This window comes from Pseudoalteromonas sp. P1-25 (assembly GCF_001401805.1).
Taxonomy (GTDB): Bacteria; Pseudomonadota; Gammaproteobacteria; order Enterobacterales; family Alteromonadaceae; genus Pseudoalteromonas.
Window position 1 is genome coordinate 23,217 of record NZ_LKDW01000008.1, and the last position, 18,187, is coordinate 41,403.

At 42.2% G+C, this 18,187-nt stretch carries 21 protein-coding genes; 16 read left to right on the forward strand and 5 right to left on the reverse strand.

Features of this window, described 5'->3' with window-relative positions:
- Position 1 precedes the first annotated feature (1 nt).
- Positions 2–1,033, reverse strand: a complete 1,032-nt coding sequence (locus AN393_RS07095; protein WP_055016524.1) for a hypothetical protein — start codon at positions 1,031–1,033, stop codon at positions 2–4.
- A gap of 101 nt (positions 1,034–1,134) precedes the next feature.
- Positions 1,135–1,593, reverse strand: coding sequence for an EVE domain-containing protein (locus AN393_RS07100; RefSeq protein ID WP_055017709.1), 459 nt, complete (start codon positions 1,591–1,593; stop codon positions 1,135–1,137).
- A 79-nt stretch (positions 1,594–1,672) separates the two neighbouring features.
- Here AN393_RS07100 and tesB point away from each other — a divergent pair, with 79 nt between their 5' ends.
- The gene (gene tesB, locus AN393_RS07105; protein WP_055016522.1) at positions 1,673–2,530 is read left to right on the forward strand and encodes an acyl-CoA thioesterase II; all 858 of its coding nucleotides are present in this window, start codon (positions 1,673–1,675) and stop codon (positions 2,528–2,530) included.
- 130 nt (positions 2,531–2,660) lie between these two features.
- Here tesB and plsB read toward each other — a convergent pair whose 3' ends face one another.
- A complete protein-coding gene (gene plsB / locus AN393_RS07110; RefSeq protein ID WP_055017710.1) occupies positions 2,661–5,099 on the reverse strand; it encodes a glycerol-3-phosphate 1-O-acyltransferase PlsB in 2,439 nt (812 codons plus the stop codon).
- A 413-nt stretch (positions 5,100–5,512) separates the two neighbouring features.
- Here plsB and rpsJ point away from each other — a divergent pair, with 413 nt between their 5' ends.
- Genes rpsJ through rpsQ form a run of 11 tightly spaced genes read left to right on the forward strand, consistent with a single transcriptional unit; the run spans position 5,513 to position 10,480 of the window.
- Complete coding sequence (gene rpsJ, locus AN393_RS07115) at positions 5,513–5,824, forward strand: 30S ribosomal protein S10 (protein ID WP_002957900.1); 312 nt, start codon at positions 5,513–5,515, stop codon at positions 5,822–5,824.
- Positions 5,825–5,851: 27 nt separating this feature from the next.
- On the forward strand, positions 5,852–6,487 hold the full coding sequence (gene rplC, locus AN393_RS07120) for a 50S ribosomal protein L3 (RefSeq protein ID WP_004588685.1): 636 nt from the start codon (positions 5,852–5,854) through the stop codon (positions 6,485–6,487).
- Positions 6,488–6,504: 17 nt separating this feature from the next.
- Positions 6,505–7,110 (forward strand): 50S ribosomal protein L4, encoded by a 606-nt coding sequence (gene rplD, locus AN393_RS07125; protein WP_004588686.1) that lies wholly within the window; start codon positions 6,505–6,507, stop codon positions 7,108–7,110.
- Complete coding sequence (gene rplW / locus AN393_RS07130; RefSeq protein WP_004588687.1) at positions 7,107–7,409, forward strand: 50S ribosomal protein L23; 303 nt, start codon at positions 7,107–7,109, stop codon at positions 7,407–7,409. Before rplD ends, rplW begins: the two co-directional genes overlap by 4 nt.
- Positions 7,410–7,426: 17 nt before the next feature.
- Positions 7,427–8,251: a 50S ribosomal protein L2 gene (gene rplB, locus AN393_RS07135; RefSeq protein WP_055017711.1), complete on the forward strand. Its 825-nt coding sequence runs from the start codon at positions 7,427–7,429 to the stop codon at positions 8,249–8,251.
- A gap of 16 nt (positions 8,252–8,267) precedes the next feature.
- Positions 8,268–8,546 (forward strand): 30S ribosomal protein S19, encoded by a 279-nt coding sequence (gene rpsS, locus AN393_RS07140; protein WP_010376377.1) that lies wholly within the window; start codon positions 8,268–8,270, stop codon positions 8,544–8,546.
- 14 nt (positions 8,547–8,560) lie between these two features.
- A complete protein-coding gene (gene rplV, locus AN393_RS07145) occupies positions 8,561–8,893 on the forward strand; it encodes a 50S ribosomal protein L22 (protein WP_055016519.1) in 333 nt (110 codons plus the stop codon).
- A gap of 11 nt (positions 8,894–8,904) precedes the next feature.
- Entirely contained in the window at positions 8,905–9,606 is a 702-nt protein-coding gene (rpsC, locus tag AN393_RS07150) for a 30S ribosomal protein S3 (protein ID WP_004588691.1), read from the forward strand.
- A gap of 12 nt (positions 9,607–9,618) precedes the next feature.
- Positions 9,619–10,032 carry a 50S ribosomal protein L16 gene (gene rplP, locus AN393_RS07155; RefSeq protein WP_002957890.1) on the forward strand — a complete coding sequence of 138 codons (414 nt, stop codon included), beginning with the start codon at positions 9,619–9,621 and terminating at the stop codon, positions 10,030–10,032.
- Positions 10,032–10,223, forward strand: coding sequence for a 50S ribosomal protein L29 (gene rpmC, locus AN393_RS07160; RefSeq protein ID WP_004588692.1), 192 nt, complete (start codon positions 10,032–10,034; stop codon positions 10,221–10,223). Before rplP ends, rpmC begins: the two co-directional genes overlap by 1 nt.
- A complete protein-coding gene (rpsQ, locus tag AN393_RS07165) occupies positions 10,223–10,480 on the forward strand; it encodes a 30S ribosomal protein S17 (protein ID WP_004588693.1) in 258 nt (85 codons plus the stop codon). The genes rpmC and rpsQ overlap by 1 nt, the downstream gene beginning before the upstream one ends.
- 262 nt (positions 10,481–10,742) lie before the next feature.
- Here the strand turns inward: rpsQ and AN393_RS07170 are convergent, their stop codons facing one another.
- On the reverse strand, positions 10,743–11,288 hold the full coding sequence (locus AN393_RS07170) for a helix-turn-helix domain-containing protein (RefSeq protein WP_055017712.1): 546 nt from the start codon (positions 11,286–11,288) through the stop codon (positions 10,743–10,745).
- A gap of 181 nt (positions 11,289–11,469) precedes the next feature.
- Between AN393_RS07170 and AN393_RS07175 the strand changes: the two genes are divergently transcribed.
- A complete protein-coding gene (locus AN393_RS07175; RefSeq protein WP_055017713.1) occupies positions 11,470–11,943 on the forward strand; it encodes a hypothetical protein in 474 nt (157 codons plus the stop codon).
- A gap of 114 nt (positions 11,944–12,057) precedes the next feature.
- The gene (locus tag AN393_RS07180) at positions 12,058–12,654 is read left to right on the forward strand and encodes a hypothetical protein (protein ID WP_055017714.1); all 597 of its coding nucleotides are present in this window, start codon (positions 12,058–12,060) and stop codon (positions 12,652–12,654) included.
- Between the two features lie 18 nt (positions 12,655–12,672).
- Here AN393_RS07180 and AN393_RS07185 read toward each other — a convergent pair whose 3' ends face one another.
- Complete coding sequence (locus AN393_RS07185) at positions 12,673–14,304, reverse strand: endonuclease (RefSeq protein ID WP_055016515.1); 1,632 nt, start codon at positions 14,302–14,304, stop codon at positions 12,673–12,675.
- Positions 14,305–14,609: 305 nt separating this feature from the next.
- On the opposite strand from AN393_RS07185, the gene AN393_RS07190 reads away from it, so the two are divergent.
- Positions 14,610–16,421, forward strand: coding sequence for an assimilatory sulfite reductase (NADPH) flavoprotein subunit (locus AN393_RS07190; protein ID WP_055017715.1), 1,812 nt, complete (start codon positions 14,610–14,612; stop codon positions 16,419–16,421).
- A 60-nt stretch (positions 16,422–16,481) separates the two neighbouring features.
- Complete coding sequence (gene cysI / locus AN393_RS07195) at positions 16,482–18,179, forward strand: assimilatory sulfite reductase (NADPH) hemoprotein subunit (RefSeq protein ID WP_055017716.1); 1,698 nt, start codon at positions 16,482–16,484, stop codon at positions 18,177–18,179.
- Positions 18,180–18,187: the final 8 nt, after the last annotated feature.

The window sequence follows — 18,187 nt, forward strand, 5'->3', positions numbered from 1 at the left end:
CCTATTCTAGCTGCTTGAGTTTGTGCTCAACCAGCGGGTCATCCGGCACAATTTGTTGAGCAACTTCTAATAACTGAATAGCATCATTTGGGTGTTCATCTTGATGTTTAAGTGCGACATCAATAAGCGGCTGAATATCTATTTTGGCCTGATGCTCTTGCACATGCTCTTCTTTTTCATCTGCTAAAATTTGATGTGCCGTACTTAATAACGCCAAGCGGTGAGGCGAGCTCGCGTTTGCTTTATTTAGGCTTTGGTAATACTCCTCCTTTAGTCGCAAGGTTTTAGTTTGCAAACGAAACTGCGCTATATCAATTTGCTGGTGGCGAATAAAATCAACGGCTACTTGTTTGTAAAAGCCAAACTTAGTGAGGTAGCTGGCATGAGTGCCGTGCCCCATACCAAATACACGTAAATGAGTAAGTTGAGGGTATCGTTTTGCATGTAAGCGGTCTATTTTATTGGTGGGGTCATAAATTATGTAACCCTTAGCATGGCCTAAATCAACATCGTTATATTCACTTTGCCAATCAAACTGCTGCGCAAGCTCAGTGCTTGAGCGGTTATCCCACGGCACTATTTCAGTGTTTTTGGTGCTAACTGGGTGAAAAAATAGTACTTGATCAAGCTTTAATAATTTAGCAAATGCACCCACAGCAAAACCACCGCGGCTAAGGCCATAGCCTAATCGGCACTTGAATGGGCTAAGTAGTGTCGATAACTGCTCTAAAAAGAAAATTAAATTACGGCTTCTAAACCAATTACTTTTGCCTAAATGCTGAAACGCAATAATATTAACATTTTGTTTTTGCGCTAAGTGATAGCCCCAAGGGGCAAAGTCATCGGTTAGATCGTGTTCTTGGAGGTTGGTGCCCGCGGGTGAGAAAGTAAAAAGCAGGGGCTTACTTAAATCAACAAATTCGTATTTTACGTACACATCGCCGAGTAGGTCACTGCCAGACATGGGCAGCCTAGTTTGTTGTTCATCACGGCAAAGCGTTAACCATTCATCTAACCAATACAGTAGTTTCATTAATCCCCCAATTATAACTCGCGGGGGATCGTATCAAACACGGATAAATGAGGTCAAACATAGTCAAAACTACCCTCTTAAACATTCGGATATTATTATGGCTAATTGCTCATAGCTATTATTTGCTCCCAATCGTTTTGAGTGACTGGCATAACTGATAGTCGGCCTGCCTTTTTAAGGGCTAGTTCGTTAATTGCCTCGTTAGCTTTAATGTCTTTTAAACTCACCCGTTTATTTAAATGGCATTTATAGGTTACCTCAACAACAAACCAGCGAGGGTTGTCGGGCGTTGCTTTCGCATCGTAATAATCGCTATTTAAATCAAACTGGGTTGGATCAGGATAAGATTCTTTAGTAACGGTTGCTATACCCACAACGCCTACGTGTTTACAACTAGAGTGATAAATGAATACTAAGTCTCCTAGTTTTATATCATCGCGCATAAAGTTACGTGCTTGGTAATTACGCACACCTTCCCACAAGGTGGTTTGCAGTGGCGCTTTTTTTAAATCATCAATCGAAAAAGCGTCGGGCTCAGTTTTAAATAGCCAATAATTCATAGCCTTACTCATTTAGTTAGATTTACATACATGTATTGTATAGTATCATTAACTTATCTGGGGATTGAGAGAACAGCAAATGAGCCAAGTATTAGATGATTTATTGTCGTTATTGTCACTTGAAGAAATTGAACAGGGTTTATATCGCGGTCAAAGCCAGGATTTAGGGTTTAGAGCGGTATTTGGTGGTCAAGTTATGGGGCAGGCATTATCTGCAGCAAAAGAAACACTACCAAAAGGACGCGTTGTTCATTCATTACACTCTTACTTTTTACGCCCTGGCGATGCGGCAAAGCCGATTGTTTATGATGTAGAAACTATACGCGATGGTAAAAGTTTTAGTACTCGACGTGTGAGCGCCATTCAATATGGTAAACCGATTTTTTATATGACCGCATCGTTTCAAGGGGAAGAAGACGGCTTATCGCATCAAGCAACTATGCCTAATGTACCGCCCCCTGAAGAACTGCGCTCATCGCTTGAGTTTTACCAAGAAAACGCCCATCACATACCCGAGGCTATTCGTAATAAATTTATACGGGAAATGCCCATTGAAATGCGCCCGGTGACTTTTCATAATCCGTTTAAACCTGAGGTTATTGAACCAGTAAAACATATTTGGATTAAAGCCAATGGCGATATGCCAGATGACCAACGTATTCATAATTACTTATTAGCGTATGCCTCTGACTTTGAGTTTTTACCTACTGCATTACAGCCGCATGGCGTATCGTTTATGCAGCCAAATATGCAAGTGGCAACGATTGACCATGCGATGTGGTTCCACCGCCCATTTAGGATGGACGATTGGATTTTATACACCATAGACAGCCCAAGCGCTAGCTCTGGGCGAGGCTTAGTGAGAGGGCAGTTTTTTGACCGCCAAGGTAATTTAGTCGCATCAACTATTCAAGAAGGGGTGATGCGCCAGCGCTAAGTTAATAACGCTATTTACTATTATTTATAGTGCGTTGTGAGCGCTTAGGTTAAACAACGAAACTTACAAAAAAGCCTCAATATTATGAATATTGAGGCTTTTTAATGGTATTTAGTTAATATGTTTAGCGTTAGTTACATTGATCTTGCACTATGTCGCTAACCGACTGCCATATACGAGCCGGTAGTAAGGTTTTTAAGTACATGTATATTTCGCACAGCTGTGTGCTGCCGTGAATACCATTCTCACCATCGGTAATTAACAGCTCACCGCGTAAATTGTCTATAAAACTTACCAGCACTTTTTTATCAAAAAACTCTGGTGTTTTTATCCCATGCAAGGTGCCCAAACGGTTTGCCAGCACTTGGCTTTCTCGCTCAAGCTCAGCCTTTTCAATACCGTTACTGGTTTGAATAAAGCCCACAACAATAGCGTAGCGTTGCAATGTAAAGCTAAGCGACCTTCCTAGCATTTCAAGTTTAGCTAACGAATCATTCGTGTTAGTAACATGAATGCTATCGCCATCGAGCTCAATTAAGTTTTGATCGCTAAAGTTAGCCAAAATACGGCTTATGTAGTTTTCCTCTAGTGGCTGTAAATACCACTCTTTGGCAAACAGAGGGTAAAAAGCCGACACTAACTTTTGGCATTGCTCAACCGTACTACTGTGTTGCTTAAATAAGTGCAAAGCAATCAGGCTTGGCACGGCAAATAAGTGCAAAATATTATTACGGTAATAGTTAAATAAAGTTTTTTCTTTATCGTTAATTGCAATAATTTCACCAAATTCATCGCTAATAACATCAAACTTATTAAGCTTAATAGCGTGTGTTAATAGCTGCTCTGGTGTTTCATCGGGTGCAGTTACTTTATTACTATAGCTTGCATCGCGTTGTAAGCGCAGGTAAAAATCAAGCTGTGCTAATAGCTTAGGTTTACTTAGTGCGTGCTTGTCATTAACTAGCAAAATCATAGCCAGTAAATTCACGGCATTAAGGGCTGCAGCATTATTAATTTTTACCATTACTTGGTCGGTAAGCGCCGCCACTTGCGGACCTAGCCATTGTGGCTTTTGTACATCAGTTGAGTGTACAGCATCGCGCCAATCAGGTTGGTTATCGTTTAAGTATTGGTTGATAGAAATAGGGTCGCCAAAGTTTAGGTAACCACGGCCATAGTTTTTAAGGTTTTTAATGGCTTTAAAAATACCAAAAACTGACTCGCCTTTTTTATCTTTACCGGCAAGCTCTTTTAAATAAGTATTAATTTCCATTACATGTTCGTAGCCAATGTATACCGGCACAATAGATACAGGGCGATCTATGCCGCGTAGCATGGCTTGCAACGTCATCGCAAGCATACCGGTTTTTGGCGGTAGTAATCGGCCAGTGCGGCTGCGCCCACCCTCAGTGTAAAACTTAACTGAGTAGCCTTTAATAAATAGCTGGCTTAAATATTCTTTAAATACGGCAGAGTAAAGTTTATTACCGGCAAACGAGCGGCGAATAAAAAATGCCCCTGAACGACGAAAAATACCGCCGGCAGGGAAAAAGTTAAGATTAATACCCGCGGCAATATGCGGCGGCACCAAACCTTGATGGTATATAGCATAGGTAAGTAACAAATAATCCATGTGGCTACGATGGCACGGCATATAGATTATCTCGTGACCTTTATTGGTAAGCTCATGGATTTGCTCGGTGTACTTTATATCTATACCGTTGTAGAGCTTAGTCCATAGCCAGGTTAAAATTCTGTCGCCTACACGTATCATCGCCTCAGAATAATTAGCCGCTATTTCATCTAGTAGCTTTAATGCGTTTTGGCGTGCTTCTGCTTGACTTATCCCTTTTGACTTTGCTTCATCTTGAATCGCTTTTTTTATAGTAGGTGAAGCTAAAAGTGAGTTAAATAATTGCTCACGCGAGGGCATTTTAGGGCCGGTAGCGGCCAGTTTTTGACGCTTAAAGTGCACACGAGCAACACGCAATAGTTTTTGTGGTAGCTCGTTAACATCGGCTTTTTCATTCACAATAAGTGATAAATCGAGCGGTTGGCTAAAGCGAATAAAATTATCTCGCCCAGAAAACAACACAACAAAAAACTTTCTAAACCAGCTAGGCGTAAGCGAGTGGGTAATTAAGGTACGAATTCCCGGCTTTTCTTTACCTGGGTCGCGTCCCCATAAAATAGTGACTGGCACCACCTGTACATTCTTTTGACCGCTATTTAGTAAATGTTCAATTATTTGTTTACCCTGAGAGAGGGCCGCAGTCGGCTTAGCGGTATCGCCAAATAACGGTGGTGGGTTTTTAATACCTATAAAACGTTCAAGCTCTTGGTTTCCTAGAGTCTGATAGTCGCATGGGTTAGGCAAGCCATGCTTTTTACATACATTAGTAAGGGCAGCTAAATCGAAGCGCGAATTTAACCGAACTATATAAAAAGTAGGATGCTCCGGATTTAGGTCATATTGTTCTATTGGGCTTTGGGGAAGGACCTTACTTTTTACCAAAACACGGCTTACGCAGCTAGTAAGAAAATTCAAACAATAATTTAATAAACGCATCGACTCACCATATTGAGAGTATTAAAAGCAAAATTAGCGCATAGGATACCATAATATCTATAAAATCCTGTAATTTGCGTAATCGGTTAAATTATAAGCTTAGGACTGATTCGGTGCTGAGCAGTTCAATTATAGCTATAAATAACTGGCGGCGGTTATTTGCACAGCTTTGCCCCCGTAATTAAATTGCAATTAGTTGTTGCATTTATCACCAATATCACTATAATACGCAGGCTTTCAAGATTCCTCTGGAACTTGAAGGGATAAATTAAGCTTGGATTTCAAGCTAATAAACAGGAGTTCCGATTTGGAGCTCATCGTAGATATAAATTAACAACCGGCATCTTAATTATTAAGATTGTTTCGGTCGTTTTTTTATGCTCTTTAAATGCTCTTTATATTGAGGTTTAAGAATGTCAAATCAACGCATTCGTATTCGCCTAAAAGCTTTTGACCACCGTTTGATTGACCAATCAACGGCGGAAATCGTGGAAACTGCGAAACGCACAGGCGCACAAGTACGTGGTCCAATCCCACTACCTACACGCTTTGAACGTTTTACTGTACTAACTTCACCGCACGTAAACAAAGATGCGCGTGATCAGTACGAGATCCGCACCCATAAACGTCTGATCGACATCGTAGAACCAACTGACAAGACTGTTGACGCATTAATGCGTTTAGATCTTGCTGCTGGTGTTGATGTTCAAATCAGCCTGGGTTAATCGAAAGATTAGAGAGGTTATAGGAAAATGGCATTAGGTCTAGTCGGTCGTAAAGTGGGTATGACACGTATCTTCACTGAAGATGGTGTATCTATCCCTGTGACAGTTATCGAAGCGACTCCTAACCGCATTGCTCAGATCAAATCTGACGCAACAGACGGTTATAACGCGCTTCAAGTAACCGCAGGCACTAAAAAAGCAAGCCGTGTAAACAAAGCAGCAGCGGGTCATTTCGCTAAAGCTGGTGTTGAAGCGGGTCGCGGTCTGTGGGAATTCCGCCTAAATGGTGGTGAAGGCGATTTTGAAGTAGGCGCTGAGCTTACTGTTGAATTATTCAACGAAATCAACAAAGTTGACGTAACCGGTACTTCTAAAGGTAAAGGTTTCCAAGGTGGTGTTAAGCGCTGGAATTTCAGCATGCAAGACGCTACACATGGTAACTCTCTATCTCACCGTGCTCCTGGTTCAATCGGTCAAAACCAATCACCTGGTAAGGTGTTTAAAGGTAAGAAAATGGCCGGTCATATGGGTGCTGAGCGTGTAACGACTCAAAACTTAGAACTAGTTCGCGTTGACGCTGAGCGTAACTTGCTTTTAGTTAAAGGTGCAGTACCTGGCGCTATCGGCGGTGACGTTATCGTTAAACCAGCTGTTAAAGCATAAGTCCTGGAGATTTAGTGATGGAATTAGCAATTAAAGACGCTTCTGGCGCTCTTGAAGTTTCTGAAGCTACTTTTGGACGTGAGTTTAACGAAGCATTAGTACACCAAGTAGTTGTTGCATACGCAGCAGGTGCTCGTCAAGGTACTCGTGCTCAGAAGACACGTTCTGAAGTAAGCGGTGGTGGTAAAAAACCATGGGCTCAAAAAGGTACTGGCCGTGCACGTGCTGGTACAATCCGTAGCCCAATTTGGCGTTCAGGTGGCGTTAGCTTCGCAGCTAAACCACAAGACCACAGCCAAAAAGTAAACCGTAAAATGTACCGCGGTGCGATCAAAAGCATCTTATCTGAATTAGTTCGTCAAGAGCGTTTAATCGTTGTTGAAAGCTTTGGTTTAGAAGCACCAAAAACTAAAGAACTAGTTTCTAAGCTTAAAGAACTTGAGCTTAAAGATGTTCTTATCGTGACTGAAGAAGTAGATGAAAATCTTTTCTTATCGGCACGTAACCTGTACAAGGTTGACACGCGTGATGTAGCTGGTATCGATCCTGTAAGCTTAATTGCTTTCGACAAGGTACTTATTACAGCTGCTGCTGTTAAGCAACTTGAGGAGGCGCTAGCATGATCCGTGAAGAACGTCTTTTAAAAGTGATCCTTGCTCCACATATCTCTGAAAAAAGCACAATTGCTGCTGAAGAAAACAACACGATTGTTTTCAAAGTAACAAATGATGCAACTAAAGCTGAAATTAAAGCGGCAGTTGAGAAGCTTTTTGAAGTAGAAGTAACGGGTGTTCGCACACTTAACGTTAAGGGTAAAACAAAACGTACTGGCATGCGTTTCGGTCGTCGTAGCGACTGGAAGAAAGCTTACGTTACTCTTAAAGAAGGTAGCGAGCTAGACTTTGTCGGCGGCGCCGAGTAATAAGGGGAGTTAGAATTATGGCACTTCAAAAGTGTAAACCAACTTCTGCGGGTCGTCGTCACCTAGTTAAAGTGGTTAACCCAGATTTACATAAGGGTAAACCTTACGCTCCACTTTTAGAGAAAAACTCTAAATCAGGTGGTCGTAATAACAACGGTCGTATTACGGTTCGTCACATTGGTGGTGGTCATAAGCATCATTACCGTGTAATCGATTTTAAACGTACTAAAGATGGCATTCCTGCTACTGTTGAGCGTTTAGAATATGATCCAAATCGTAGCGCAAACATCGCTCTTGTATTATATGCAGACGGTGAGCGTCGTTACATTATCGCACCAAAAGGCTTAAAAGCTGGCGATGCAATCCAGTCTGGTGTTGATGCACCAATTAAGACTGGTAATGCATTACCTATGCGTAATATGCCTGTAGGTTCGACTGTTCACAACGTAGAATTAAAACCAGGTAAAGGTGCTCAAATTGCACGTTCTGCTGGTGCATACGTTCAAATCCTTGCGCGTGATGGTCAATACGTAACATTACGTCTTCGTTCTGGCGAAGTTCGTAAAGTACAATCTGATTGTCGTGCAACACTTGGTGAAGTAGGCAATGCTGAGCATATGCTTCGTTCACTTGGTAAAGCAGGTGCAAATCGCTGGCGTGGTATCCGTCCGACAGTTCGTGGTGTTGCCATGAACCCGGTAGATCACCCACACGGTGGTGGTGAAGGTCGTACATCTGGTGGTCGTCATCCTGTGTCTCCATGGGGTAAGCCGACTAAAGGTGCTAAGACACGTAAGAACAAGCGTACTGATAAATTCATCGTACGTCGTCGTACTAAATAATAGTTGAGGAATAGCCATGCCACGTTCTCTCAAGAAGGGTCCATTTATAGACCTACACTTGCTGAAGAAGGTAGAGAAAGCGTTGGAAAGCGGTGACAAGAAGCCAATTAAAACTTGGAGCCGTCGTTCAATGATCATACCTAACATGATCGGATTGACCATCGCTGTCCATAATGGTCGTCAGCACGTTCCTGTGTTTATCACAGACGAAATGATCGGTCACAAACTGGGTGAATTTGCACCAACTCGCACTTACCGCGGCCATGCTGCGGATAAGAAAGCGAAGAAACGTTAAGAGGGGAATGATAAATGCAAGCATTAGCTAAACATAAATTCGCCTCTGGTTCGGCGCAAAAAGCACGTCTAGTTGCAGATCAGATCCGCGGATTACCTGTCGATCGCGCTCTAGAAATCCTGGCGTACAGCCCTAAGAAAGCGGCTGTATTAGTTAAAAAAGTACTTGAGTCTGCTATTGCTAACGCAGAGCATAACGAAGGTGCTGACATTGATGAGCTTCGTGTAGCTACGATTTTTGTGGACGATGGTCCTACAATGAAACGTATTATGCCACGTGCTAAAGGACGCGCAGACCGCATCCTTAAGCGTACAAGCCACATCACTGTTGTGGTTTCAGATAGCTAGGAGTATAAGTAATGGGACAAAAAGTTCATCCTACTGGTATTCGCCTAGGTATATCTAAACCTTGGGTTTCTACCTGGTACGCGAGTTCTAAAGATTTCTCTGATCAGCTTTTTGGCGATCACAAAGTACGTACTTTCCTTACTAAGGAATTAAAAGCGGCTTCTGTGTCTAAAATCGTTATTGAGCGTCCAGCTAAATCTATCCGTGTAACAATTCATACGGCTCGTCCGGGTGTTGTTATCGGTAAAAAAGGCGAAGACGTAGAAAAATTACGTCAAGCGGTAACTAAGATTGCTGGTGTACCTGCTCAGATTAATATTTCTGAAGTACGTAAACCAGAATTAGATGCACAATTAGTTGCAGACGGCATTGCCTCTCAGCTAGAGCGTCGTGTTATGTTCCGTCGCGCTATGAAGCGTTCGGTACAAAATGCAATGCGCATCGGTTCTAAAGGGATCAAAGTTGAAGTTAGCGGTCGTCTTGGCGGCGCAGAAATCGCACGTTCAGAATGGTATCGTGAAGGTCGTGTACCTCTACATACTCTTCGTGCTGATATCGACTACGCAACTTCTGAAGCCTTAACCACTTATGGTATCATTGGTGTTAAAGTTTGGATCTTCAAAGGCGAAGTTATTGGTGGTTTACCACTAGTACAAGAGCAAGAGAAGCCAGCTAAACGCGCACCAAAGAAAGCCAAAAAAAGTGCTAAGTAGAGGTAGCGAGTAATGTTACAGCCAAAACGTACAAAATTCCGTAAAATGCACAAAGGCCGCAACCGCGGTTTAGCGCAAAACGGTAACAAAGTAAGCTTCGGTACTTTCGGTTTGAAAGCTACTGGTCGTGGCCGCATGACTGCTCGTCAAATCGAAGCAGCTCGTCGTGCTATGACGCGTCACGTGAAACGTCAAGGTAAAATCTGGATCCGTGTCTTCCCTGACAAGCCGATCACAGAAAAGCCTCTTGAAGTTCGTATGGGTAAAGGTAAAGGTTCTGTTGAATATTGGGTTGCTGAAATTCAGCCTGGTAAAGTACTTTACGAAATGGAAGGTGTTTCTGAAGAGCTTGCTCGTGAAGCATTTGACCTTGCAGCTCGTAAACTGCCATTCAAAACAACTTTCGTAACTCGGACGGTAATGTGATGAAAGCAAGCGAACTAAAAGACAAAAGCGTAGAAGAGCTAAATGCTGAACTTCTAGGACTTCTTCGTGAGCAGTTCAACCTGCGCATGCAAGCAAGCACTGGTCAGTTAGCTCAGACACACACGCTAAGAACAGTACGTCGCGATATCGCGCGTGTAAAAACAATTATTAACCAGAAGGCAGGTCAATAATGAGCGATAAAATTCGTACTCTTCAAGGCCGTGTAGTAAGCGACAAGATGGAAAAATCTTTCACTGTTGCTATCGCACGTTACGTGAAGCACCCAATCTATGGGAAATTCATCAAACGTACTACTAAGCTACACGTACATGACGAAAACAACACAGCAAAAGCGGGTGACGTAGTTACTATCCGTGAATGCGCGCCAATTTCTAAGAATAAATCTTGGACTTTAGTAGACGTTGTTTCTAGTCCAAAACAAGCTTAATTTTTAAATTAAGTAAGTTTTGTAAAAAGCCCTGGCATTAGCCGGGGCTTTTTGTGTGTAAAGAAAGAAGCGATAAGCGGTAAGTTTTTAGCTGTAAGCTGCTCAAAGTGAATATGAGCACCGCAGTTTGGCCTGAGCCTAGGGCATTTCTTAGAATAAAAGAGCCATTAATACGCAATAGTCTAAATACCAACCTGCATTAATAGTAAGCTGAATTGAAGGGGGAACAGTCACTGCTGACATTAAAATTGCTTACAACGCACTATCGGGGTTTTAAATTAATAAATCTGTGTCTTTGTGAAAGCAGGGCTATAACAAAAGATATTACTATGCACACGGCAGAGCCTACCACTATGAAGCGGTTCTCGATACGACTAACCTGCCTTTCTCCTACAATTTGATAGGTCACATCTCCCTCTATAAAGCGCTCGCCTTGGTATTGCTGAGTGATATTAAATGCTAAAAAGTCATCTAGCTTTGCTTGATAGGTGAAGTAGGTTTGTGGATAAAAAATTTCATATGCTGCACATAACCACGCTATCAGCCCGCACATAAATAAAGTCAGGCTCATAATTAAAGTGATGTTTGAGGGCGTATCTTTAGTTGAATTTATAGGTAGGCATTTGTCAAAACAGGTTTGGCCATAGCAAAGTTTAAGCTTTTCAATCACCTCAGCTGAAGGGATAAACTGTCCATTTTCAAGCTTTGAAAGGTACGACTGTTGAATTCCAATTTCACGCGCTGCAAAAGCTTGCGTCCACTTTTTATTTGCTCTAAGGCGCTTCAACTCCATTCCTAATGCTTGCATACCCTTTGCTCTTATTTGATTAGTTAAGCGTTTTATTATCGCTAAAATTTGTATTTATAAATAGCCTAAAAGCGCATATTCATGCTTATTAATATAAAGAATATTATGAATATTAATAGCTTATGTTCACTTTAACAAAATATAAGGTATGCTCAATTCGATTTTAATAAGGAGATATAATATGTCTAATAAATTCACTAGTGCTATTTTAGTGCTTATCAGTTCACTGTTTTTTACAAACTCTAGTTACGCAGAGCCTGTTTTTGCAATTAAAGCCAGTATTTATAAATTACAGAATGAGATTACGGTAGATAGTAAAATAGAACAGGCTTTAAAAAACCTAAGCCCCACGCATCAGCCTCAGCTACTCACGCTATTAAATAAAAGTGCAATGATAGAAATTGGTGATGATACTCAAATGACGGCGCTTGAAGTAAAGCCAAACGCAGAGGGAACGCACTTTAACGCCAGCCTGAAGTTAAAAGAGCAGATTGGTGGCAAGTGGGAATCTATTTCTTCTTTTATGCCGCAAATCCCAAATGGGCAAACAGTGTATTTAAGCCGCACCTTTACAGATAAAGTATGGCTGATAAAAATTACAGGCAAGCGCTACGAATCAATAGCGCGTGCAGAGCAGGCCTTAAATCAAAAGTAGTGCCTGCTAATTTACCGCACAGGCGAGTGGCTGAAAAAAAAGTTTAATATAAGTTTGCTGGTAAAGAATAGCGGGCACGTTAGTATGCGCTATTAAAGGTACAAGGAGTGTAAAATGACTAAGCAAACAGTGTTGATTATAGGTAATTGCCCCGTCGAAAAGGATGTAAGTAAAGCCTTAAGCAGCTTTGATAGAGTGGTGCGCTTTAATATGTGTGCAAATATGCCTGCAAACTTAGGCCAAAAATGTACTGATTTATGGCTAGTAGGAAGAGGTAAGCAAGGCGCAATGCTTTGCGCAGCGTTTCCATGTATAGATATAACGCAGCTGAAAAATGTCATGATCACCGACCCAAAACCTAGCTTATTTACCCAACCTTTTTATAAGCTAATTAACCGCAGGGGCTGTATTGACCATGGTGATGAAATAATACGTAAATATAGCCCGCACGCCAACGTGAGTCGCATCGCCCAGCACGATAAAACAGCATTATTAAAACACTTATATACGTTTGGTAAACCTGCTTTTAGAGCTAAAACACCCAGTTCAGGAATGTTAGCCATAGAGTACTTTTTAAAGCAGCAAGCACAGGTGTATATTATCGGCTTTGGTTTTAAGGGCTGGAAGCGTCATCCGTGGGATTTAGAAAAGCGGTATGTGGAGTCACTTATTGCTGAGCAAAAAGTTCAGGTATTAAAAAGCCCCAGTTAATGCTGGGGCTAAAAGTTATTACCAAATCATCTCAACAAATTCAGGGTGATCGATATATGGGTTGCGATTCCCCTGAAACTCAAAAGCTGCTTGGTTTCGGTCAAGCTCCATTTGGCTAACAGGGTCGGCGTTATGCCAGTTTAGTAGCATAGCTACCACCCAACTCTCGAATACTTGATTACTAGTACCGTTAAGGACTGCATTACTGGCGGTTGTGTTGTTTTGCCACGAGCCAATTACGTTCTCATAGCGAGTTGCCATGTAAAAGTATGCGCGTGCAAAGTCGCCTTTAAATTCATCAATGGGTTCAAAAACCGTTCCTGTGTAATTTAATGAACTAGTGGCACTGCCTAATTTACTGCCATTTGTTGATGTGAACGTTGCGCTTGCTACTTCACCAAACGGGAAGTTACTGCGTTTTGAATTAACATACCCATCGGTAGCGTAGATGTGGTGCACGTCTGAATTCATTGGTTCAACAGTGCCACCAAACCAGCTTTTAGGGAATGAATGCTCACGGTTATAGCAATCGGCTTCACTGTTATACGTACCACACTGATCGCTCACCGCGGTATAGGTATAGCTGTCGCTACCATTTGGCTTTTCACTATACATATCTAAAATACTGTTATCGTTTTCAAAGTATTTATCGCGTGCTGAGGAGTCGTAAAAATTCCAAATAGCTGAGTAACCTTGCGAGCTGTGATTTTTGATAATGTTATAAAGCTCAGTTTTTAATGCATAGCCCGATAAACCCTGAGTTGTTACGTAGTAACCTGTGGGTGTTGGGTTAGTGCCGCCACCAGTATCACCGCCAGAGCCACTGCCTAGCTCAAACGTGGTGCTATCAGTGCTGCTAAAGCTTGCACCGCTTGCAAGCTCTGTAGAGCCATAAGTTAGGCTATAGCTACCGTTACCAACATTACAGCACATACCGTCGCCATAACTGTCGCTCATAACTAAAGAGTAAGTACCATCAGTTAAACAAACTTGCTCATTGTATTGCGTATTTGAGGCGTAGCCACTGCCGTTTGCGATACCGCTACCTTGGCTGTTATTAATCACCCAGCTGGTTTCGCTGCCGTAGTTATCGGTATTAAGTGTTAAGGTAAGGCTATGGTCGTTACAGCTGCCTGAAGCGCCACCGTCTGTATTAGGCAAAAAGTTATCTACATAAACGGTTTCATTGCCGTCAAAGCCGCTCATATCGTAAAAACGTAAACCCACATTAATGGTTTTGTTACTGCTTGGCGTATAGCTGTGGCTAATAGTTTGCCATTGGTTAGTTTGTGCTTGGTTAGAGTACCCTTGGTAGCCATCTACATAAAGGCGAGCTCTTATATTTCCTTCAGTGTGATATACATCCACGGAGAAATCATATGTTTTGCCAGCTTCCACACTGACTTGTTGTAATAAGTCGGTATTGCTTTGCGAGCCGGTGGTTACGTTAACAGCTGCTGCGCTGTTTGCGTTATTTATGATATTGGTCGAGCGCGATACATTAATGCCGCTATCAATGGTAGTCCATGCGTCAGGGGTATTCCCTGTCCACTGCTCAAAGCCGCCATTTGTGATATTGGCCATTGCTGGGGTGGCGGCAATGAGTAATGCCGTGCTAAGTAATTTATTTTTGTATGTCCCGTGTGACATGATTGTTCCTATTTTTATAGTTGAGTAAATAACATACACTATCTGCGTTAGGTTACAAAATTGTTAAATGAAAAATTAATAAAATAGCAATAATAAGCCTTTAAGCTGTTTTTGAAGGTCTTAATATAAATTAATAACTAAATGGAATAACAAAGCAGATTCTATTCTTTTTTTCTCACCGCATAGCCCGCTATCCTGCACACTAATAAAACCTCAGCAGAGTTACTCTGGGTGGGGTAAAACTCATTTTGAACAGCGCATAACGTGGGCTGTATGTAATTTTCAGGGTTATGGGGAACAAATTCATGTTGTTAGGTCAACTTAACGCAGCGGCAAGCCCGCTAACGCAAGAGCAAGTACAAAAGCTGCAAGGCTTAGTGGCAGAACTTAATCCGATTCAGCAGGCGTGGGTAAGTGGTTACTTAGCAGCAAATGCAAACGCGTCAGCTCTTGGTGGGCAAACGCCTACGGCCGCTGCAGGCGATGCTGCACCGTTAACTATTTTGTATGGCTCGCAAACGGGTAATGCAAAAGGTGTGGCGACTAAGCTTAAAGAGCAAGCAGAGTCGCGCGGTTTAGCTGTAAAACTTGTGAGCATGTCTGACTACAAACCTACAGCCCTGAAAAAAGAAAAGTTTTTAACCGTTGTTGTATCTACCTACGGTGAGGGTGAACCACCTGAAGACGCTGAAACATTGTATGAGTTTTTAACCACCAAAAAAGCACCTAAGCTTGATGGTGTTAAAGTCGCCGTACTTGGTTTAGGTGATTCTAGCTATGAGTTTTTCTGTCAAACAGCAAAAGACTTTGAAGCGCGTTTAAACAAACTTGGCGCAGAAACTATTTTCCAACGTGCCGACCTAGATGTTGATTATGATGACGAAGCAGCCACGTGGATCACTGGTGCACTTGATGCATTCGAACCTGATTTAAAAGCACAGCAAGACGCAGCAGGCGGGCAAGTCGTTTCTATGCCATTTGGTGCGCCAACAGCGGCAGCAAGCCAATACACTAAGCAAAACCCATTTGCGGCAGAGCTTGTTACCGTACAAAAAATTACAGGGCGTGATTCTACTAAAGATGTTCGCCATGTTGAGATTTCGCTTGAAGGTTCAGACATTACCTACTTACCTGGTGACTCATTAGGTGTGTACTTTTTAAATGACGAAGCGCGTGTAGATGAGCTACTAACACACACGCAAATCGATGCAAGTGCACAGGTAAAAGTGGGCGAAGAGTCATTGTCTATTCGCGATGCATTAATCGAAAAGTTAGAGCTTACTCAGTCATATCCTGGCTTTGTAGAAAAATACGCAGTTGCAACGGGCACACCTGAGCTACTTAAGCTTGTAGAAGATAAAGCTGCGATGCGTGAATACATTGAACCCCGTCAAATCTTTGATGTAGTGGCACAAAATCCTGCAAAAATAGATGCACAAACTTTAGTTGATTGCCTACGTAAACTACAAGCGCGCTTGTACTCAATCGCTTCAAGCCAAAGCGAGGTTGAAGAAGAAGTGCACTTAACGGTAGGGTTAGTTGAGTTTGACGCCTTTGGCAGCGAACATTTAGGCGGATGCTCTGGTTATTTAGCGCGTCGTGCTGAAGAAGGGTGTAAAGTTAAAGTATTCAGTGAGCATAACGATAACTTCCGCTTACCTAGCGATGATAATACCCCCATTATTATGGTTGGCCCAGGTACCGGTATTGCGCCATTCCGTGCATTTTTACAAGAGCGTGACTCGCGAGAAGCACAAGGCAAAAATTGGCTGTTTTTCGGTAACCCACACTTTACACAAGACTTCTTGTACCAAGTAGAAATTCAGGGTTATTTAAAATCAGGCTTATTAAGCAAAGTTGACGTTGCATTTAGCCGTGACCAAGCCGAAAAAGTATACGTTCAAGACAAACTACGCAAAAACTCAAAAGAAATTTTTGAGTGGCTAGAAGCGGGTGCTCATTTTTATGTGTGTGGCGATGCAAACCGCATGGCAAAAGATGTACACAATGCCTTAGTTGATATCATCAGCGAAAACACCGGTAAAAGCTACGAAGACGCCGAGCAATATTTAAAAGACTTACGTAGCGCTAACCGCTATCAGAAAGACGTGTATTAATCACGTTTCTTATTTTATTAACAGCTAGCAGCCGTCACTGTAACAAATTTAGGATTTAAAATGAGCGAACAAGATAAAAACGTAAAACTTTCTGATAACGAACGTTTAAAAAGAGAAAGTAACTTTTTACGTGGCACCATAGAGCAAGATTTAAAAGATGAAATTACCGGTGGTTTTACAGCCGATAACTTCCAACTTATACGTTTTCACGGTATGTACCAGCAAGATGACCGCGATATACGCCCAGAGCGTGCAAAGCAAAAGCTAGAGCCGTTGCACAATGTAATGCTACGTGCACGTATGCCAGGCGGTATCATCAAGCCAGAGCAATGGCTTGCAATTGATAAATTTGCCGATGAAAAAACAAGCTACGGCAGTATTCGTTTAACAACACGTCAAACGTTTCAATTTCATGGTGTATTAAAGCCAAATATTAAAGGCATGCACCAAATGCTAAATAGCGTTGGCATTGACTCTATAGCAACTGCAGGTGACGTAAACCGTAACGTACTATGTACAACTAACCCTGTTGAGTCAGAGCTGCACCAAGAAGCGTACGAGTGGGCTGCAAAAATTTCTGAGCATTTATTACCAAAAACAAAAGCATACGCTGAAATTTGGTTAAATGGCGAAAAGGCAGAAACCACAGAAGAGCCAATTTTAGGCTCAACGTATTTACCGCGTAAGTTTAAAACCACGGTCACTATTCCGCCTAACAACGAAGTTGATGTGCATGCGAACGACTTAAACTTTGTCGCTATTGCAGAGGATGGCAAGCTTGTGGGCTTTAACGTACTCGTAGGTGGTGGCCTTGCTATGACTCACGGTGATACGGCTACGTATCCGCGAAAAGCAGATGACTTTGGTTTTATCCCACTTGAGCACACACTGAAAATTGCTGAGCACGTTGTATCAGTGCAGCGCGATTGGGGTAACCGCTCAAACCGTAAAAATGCAAAAACTAAATACACACTAGACCGCGTTGGCACAGATGTATTTAAAGCGGAAGTAGAAAAACGTGCTGGTGTAAGCTTTGCGCCAAGTCGCCCTTATGAGTTTACTCACCGTGGCGACCGTATCGGTTGGGTAGAAGGCATTGATGGTAAACACCATTTAACGCTATTTATTCAAAGCGGCCGTATTTTAGATTACCCAGGTAAGCCATTAAAAACAGGTTGTCGTAAAATTGCAGAAGTGCACCAAGGCGATATGCGCATGACGGCTAACCAAAACTTAATTATTGCTGGGGTACCTGCCGATCAAAAAGCAGTCATTGAAGAAATTGCTCGTAACCACGGCCTAATTGATGACAAAGACACTGAGCAACGTAAAAACTCAATGGCATGTGTAGCATTACCAACGTGTCCGCTTGCTATGGCTGAAGCTGAGCGTTACTTACCCAGCTTAATTGAAAAAACCGAAGCGCTACTTGCTAAGCATGGCATACCTGATGACAGTATTATTATGCGTGTTGTAGGTTGCCCTAACGGTTGTGGCCGCGCAATGCTTGCAGAAGCCGGTTTAGTAGGTAAAGGCCCTGGTAAATACAACGTTTACCTAGGAGGTAATTTAGAAGGTACACGCATTCCAAAACTGTACCTAGAAAACGTAGGTGAAGATGTTTACCTAGACGCGTTTGATAAGCTAATTGGCCAGTGGGCAAGCGAGCGAAACGACGGTGAATGTTTTGGTGACTTTGTAATTCGCAAAGGCATTGTTGCTGAAGTAAAAGTATCAGTAACCGATTTTCACGCTTAAATTAAATA

Bases quoted from the DNA above. Each gene is read 5' to 3' on its own strand.
- AN393_RS07095 (WP_055016524.1), bottom strand. From the start codon at position 1,033: ATGAAACTACTGTATTGGTTAGATGAATGGTTAACGCTTTGCCGTGAT.
- AN393_RS07100 (WP_055017709.1), bottom strand. From the start codon at position 1,593: ATGAATTATTGGCTATTTAAAACTGAGCCCGACGCTTTTTCGATTGAT.
- tesB (WP_055016522.1), top strand. From the start codon at position 1,673: ATGAGCCAAGTATTAGATGATTTATTGTCGTTATTGTCACTTGAAGAA.
- plsB (WP_055017710.1), bottom strand. From the start codon at position 5,099: ATGCGTTTATTAAATTATTGTTTGAATTTTCTTACTAGCTGCGTAAGC.
- rpsJ (WP_002957900.1), top strand. From the start codon at position 5,513: ATGTCAAATCAACGCATTCGTATTCGCCTAAAAGCTTTTGACCACCGT.
- rplC (WP_004588685.1), top strand. From the start codon at position 5,852: ATGGCATTAGGTCTAGTCGGTCGTAAAGTGGGTATGACACGTATCTTC.
- rplD (WP_004588686.1), top strand. From the start codon at position 6,505: ATGGAATTAGCAATTAAAGACGCTTCTGGCGCTCTTGAAGTTTCTGAA.
- rplW (WP_004588687.1), top strand. From the start codon at position 7,107: ATGATCCGTGAAGAACGTCTTTTAAAAGTGATCCTTGCTCCACATATC.
- rplB (WP_055017711.1), top strand. From the start codon at position 7,427: ATGGCACTTCAAAAGTGTAAACCAACTTCTGCGGGTCGTCGTCACCTA.
- rpsS (WP_010376377.1), top strand. From the start codon at position 8,268: ATGCCACGTTCTCTCAAGAAGGGTCCATTTATAGACCTACACTTGCTG.
- rplV (WP_055016519.1), top strand. From the start codon at position 8,561: ATGCAAGCATTAGCTAAACATAAATTCGCCTCTGGTTCGGCGCAAAAA.
- rpsC (WP_004588691.1), top strand. From the start codon at position 8,905: ATGGGACAAAAAGTTCATCCTACTGGTATTCGCCTAGGTATATCTAAA.
- rplP (WP_002957890.1), top strand. From the start codon at position 9,619: ATGTTACAGCCAAAACGTACAAAATTCCGTAAAATGCACAAAGGCCGC.
- rpmC (WP_004588692.1), top strand. From the start codon at position 10,032: ATGAAAGCAAGCGAACTAAAAGACAAAAGCGTAGAAGAGCTAAATGCT.
- rpsQ (WP_004588693.1), top strand. From the start codon at position 10,223: ATGAGCGATAAAATTCGTACTCTTCAAGGCCGTGTAGTAAGCGACAAG.
- AN393_RS07170 (WP_055017712.1), bottom strand. From the start codon at position 11,288: ATGCAAGCATTAGGAATGGAGTTGAAGCGCCTTAGAGCAAATAAAAAG.
- AN393_RS07175 (WP_055017713.1), top strand. From the start codon at position 11,470: ATGTCTAATAAATTCACTAGTGCTATTTTAGTGCTTATCAGTTCACTG.
- AN393_RS07180 (WP_055017714.1), top strand. From the start codon at position 12,058: ATGACTAAGCAAACAGTGTTGATTATAGGTAATTGCCCCGTCGAAAAG.
- AN393_RS07185 (WP_055016515.1), bottom strand. From the start codon at position 14,304: ATGTCACACGGGACATACAAAAATAAATTACTTAGCACGGCATTACTC.
- AN393_RS07190 (WP_055017715.1), top strand. From the start codon at position 14,610: ATGTTGTTAGGTCAACTTAACGCAGCGGCAAGCCCGCTAACGCAAGAG.
- cysI (WP_055017716.1), top strand. From the start codon at position 16,482: ATGAGCGAACAAGATAAAAACGTAAAACTTTCTGATAACGAACGTTTA.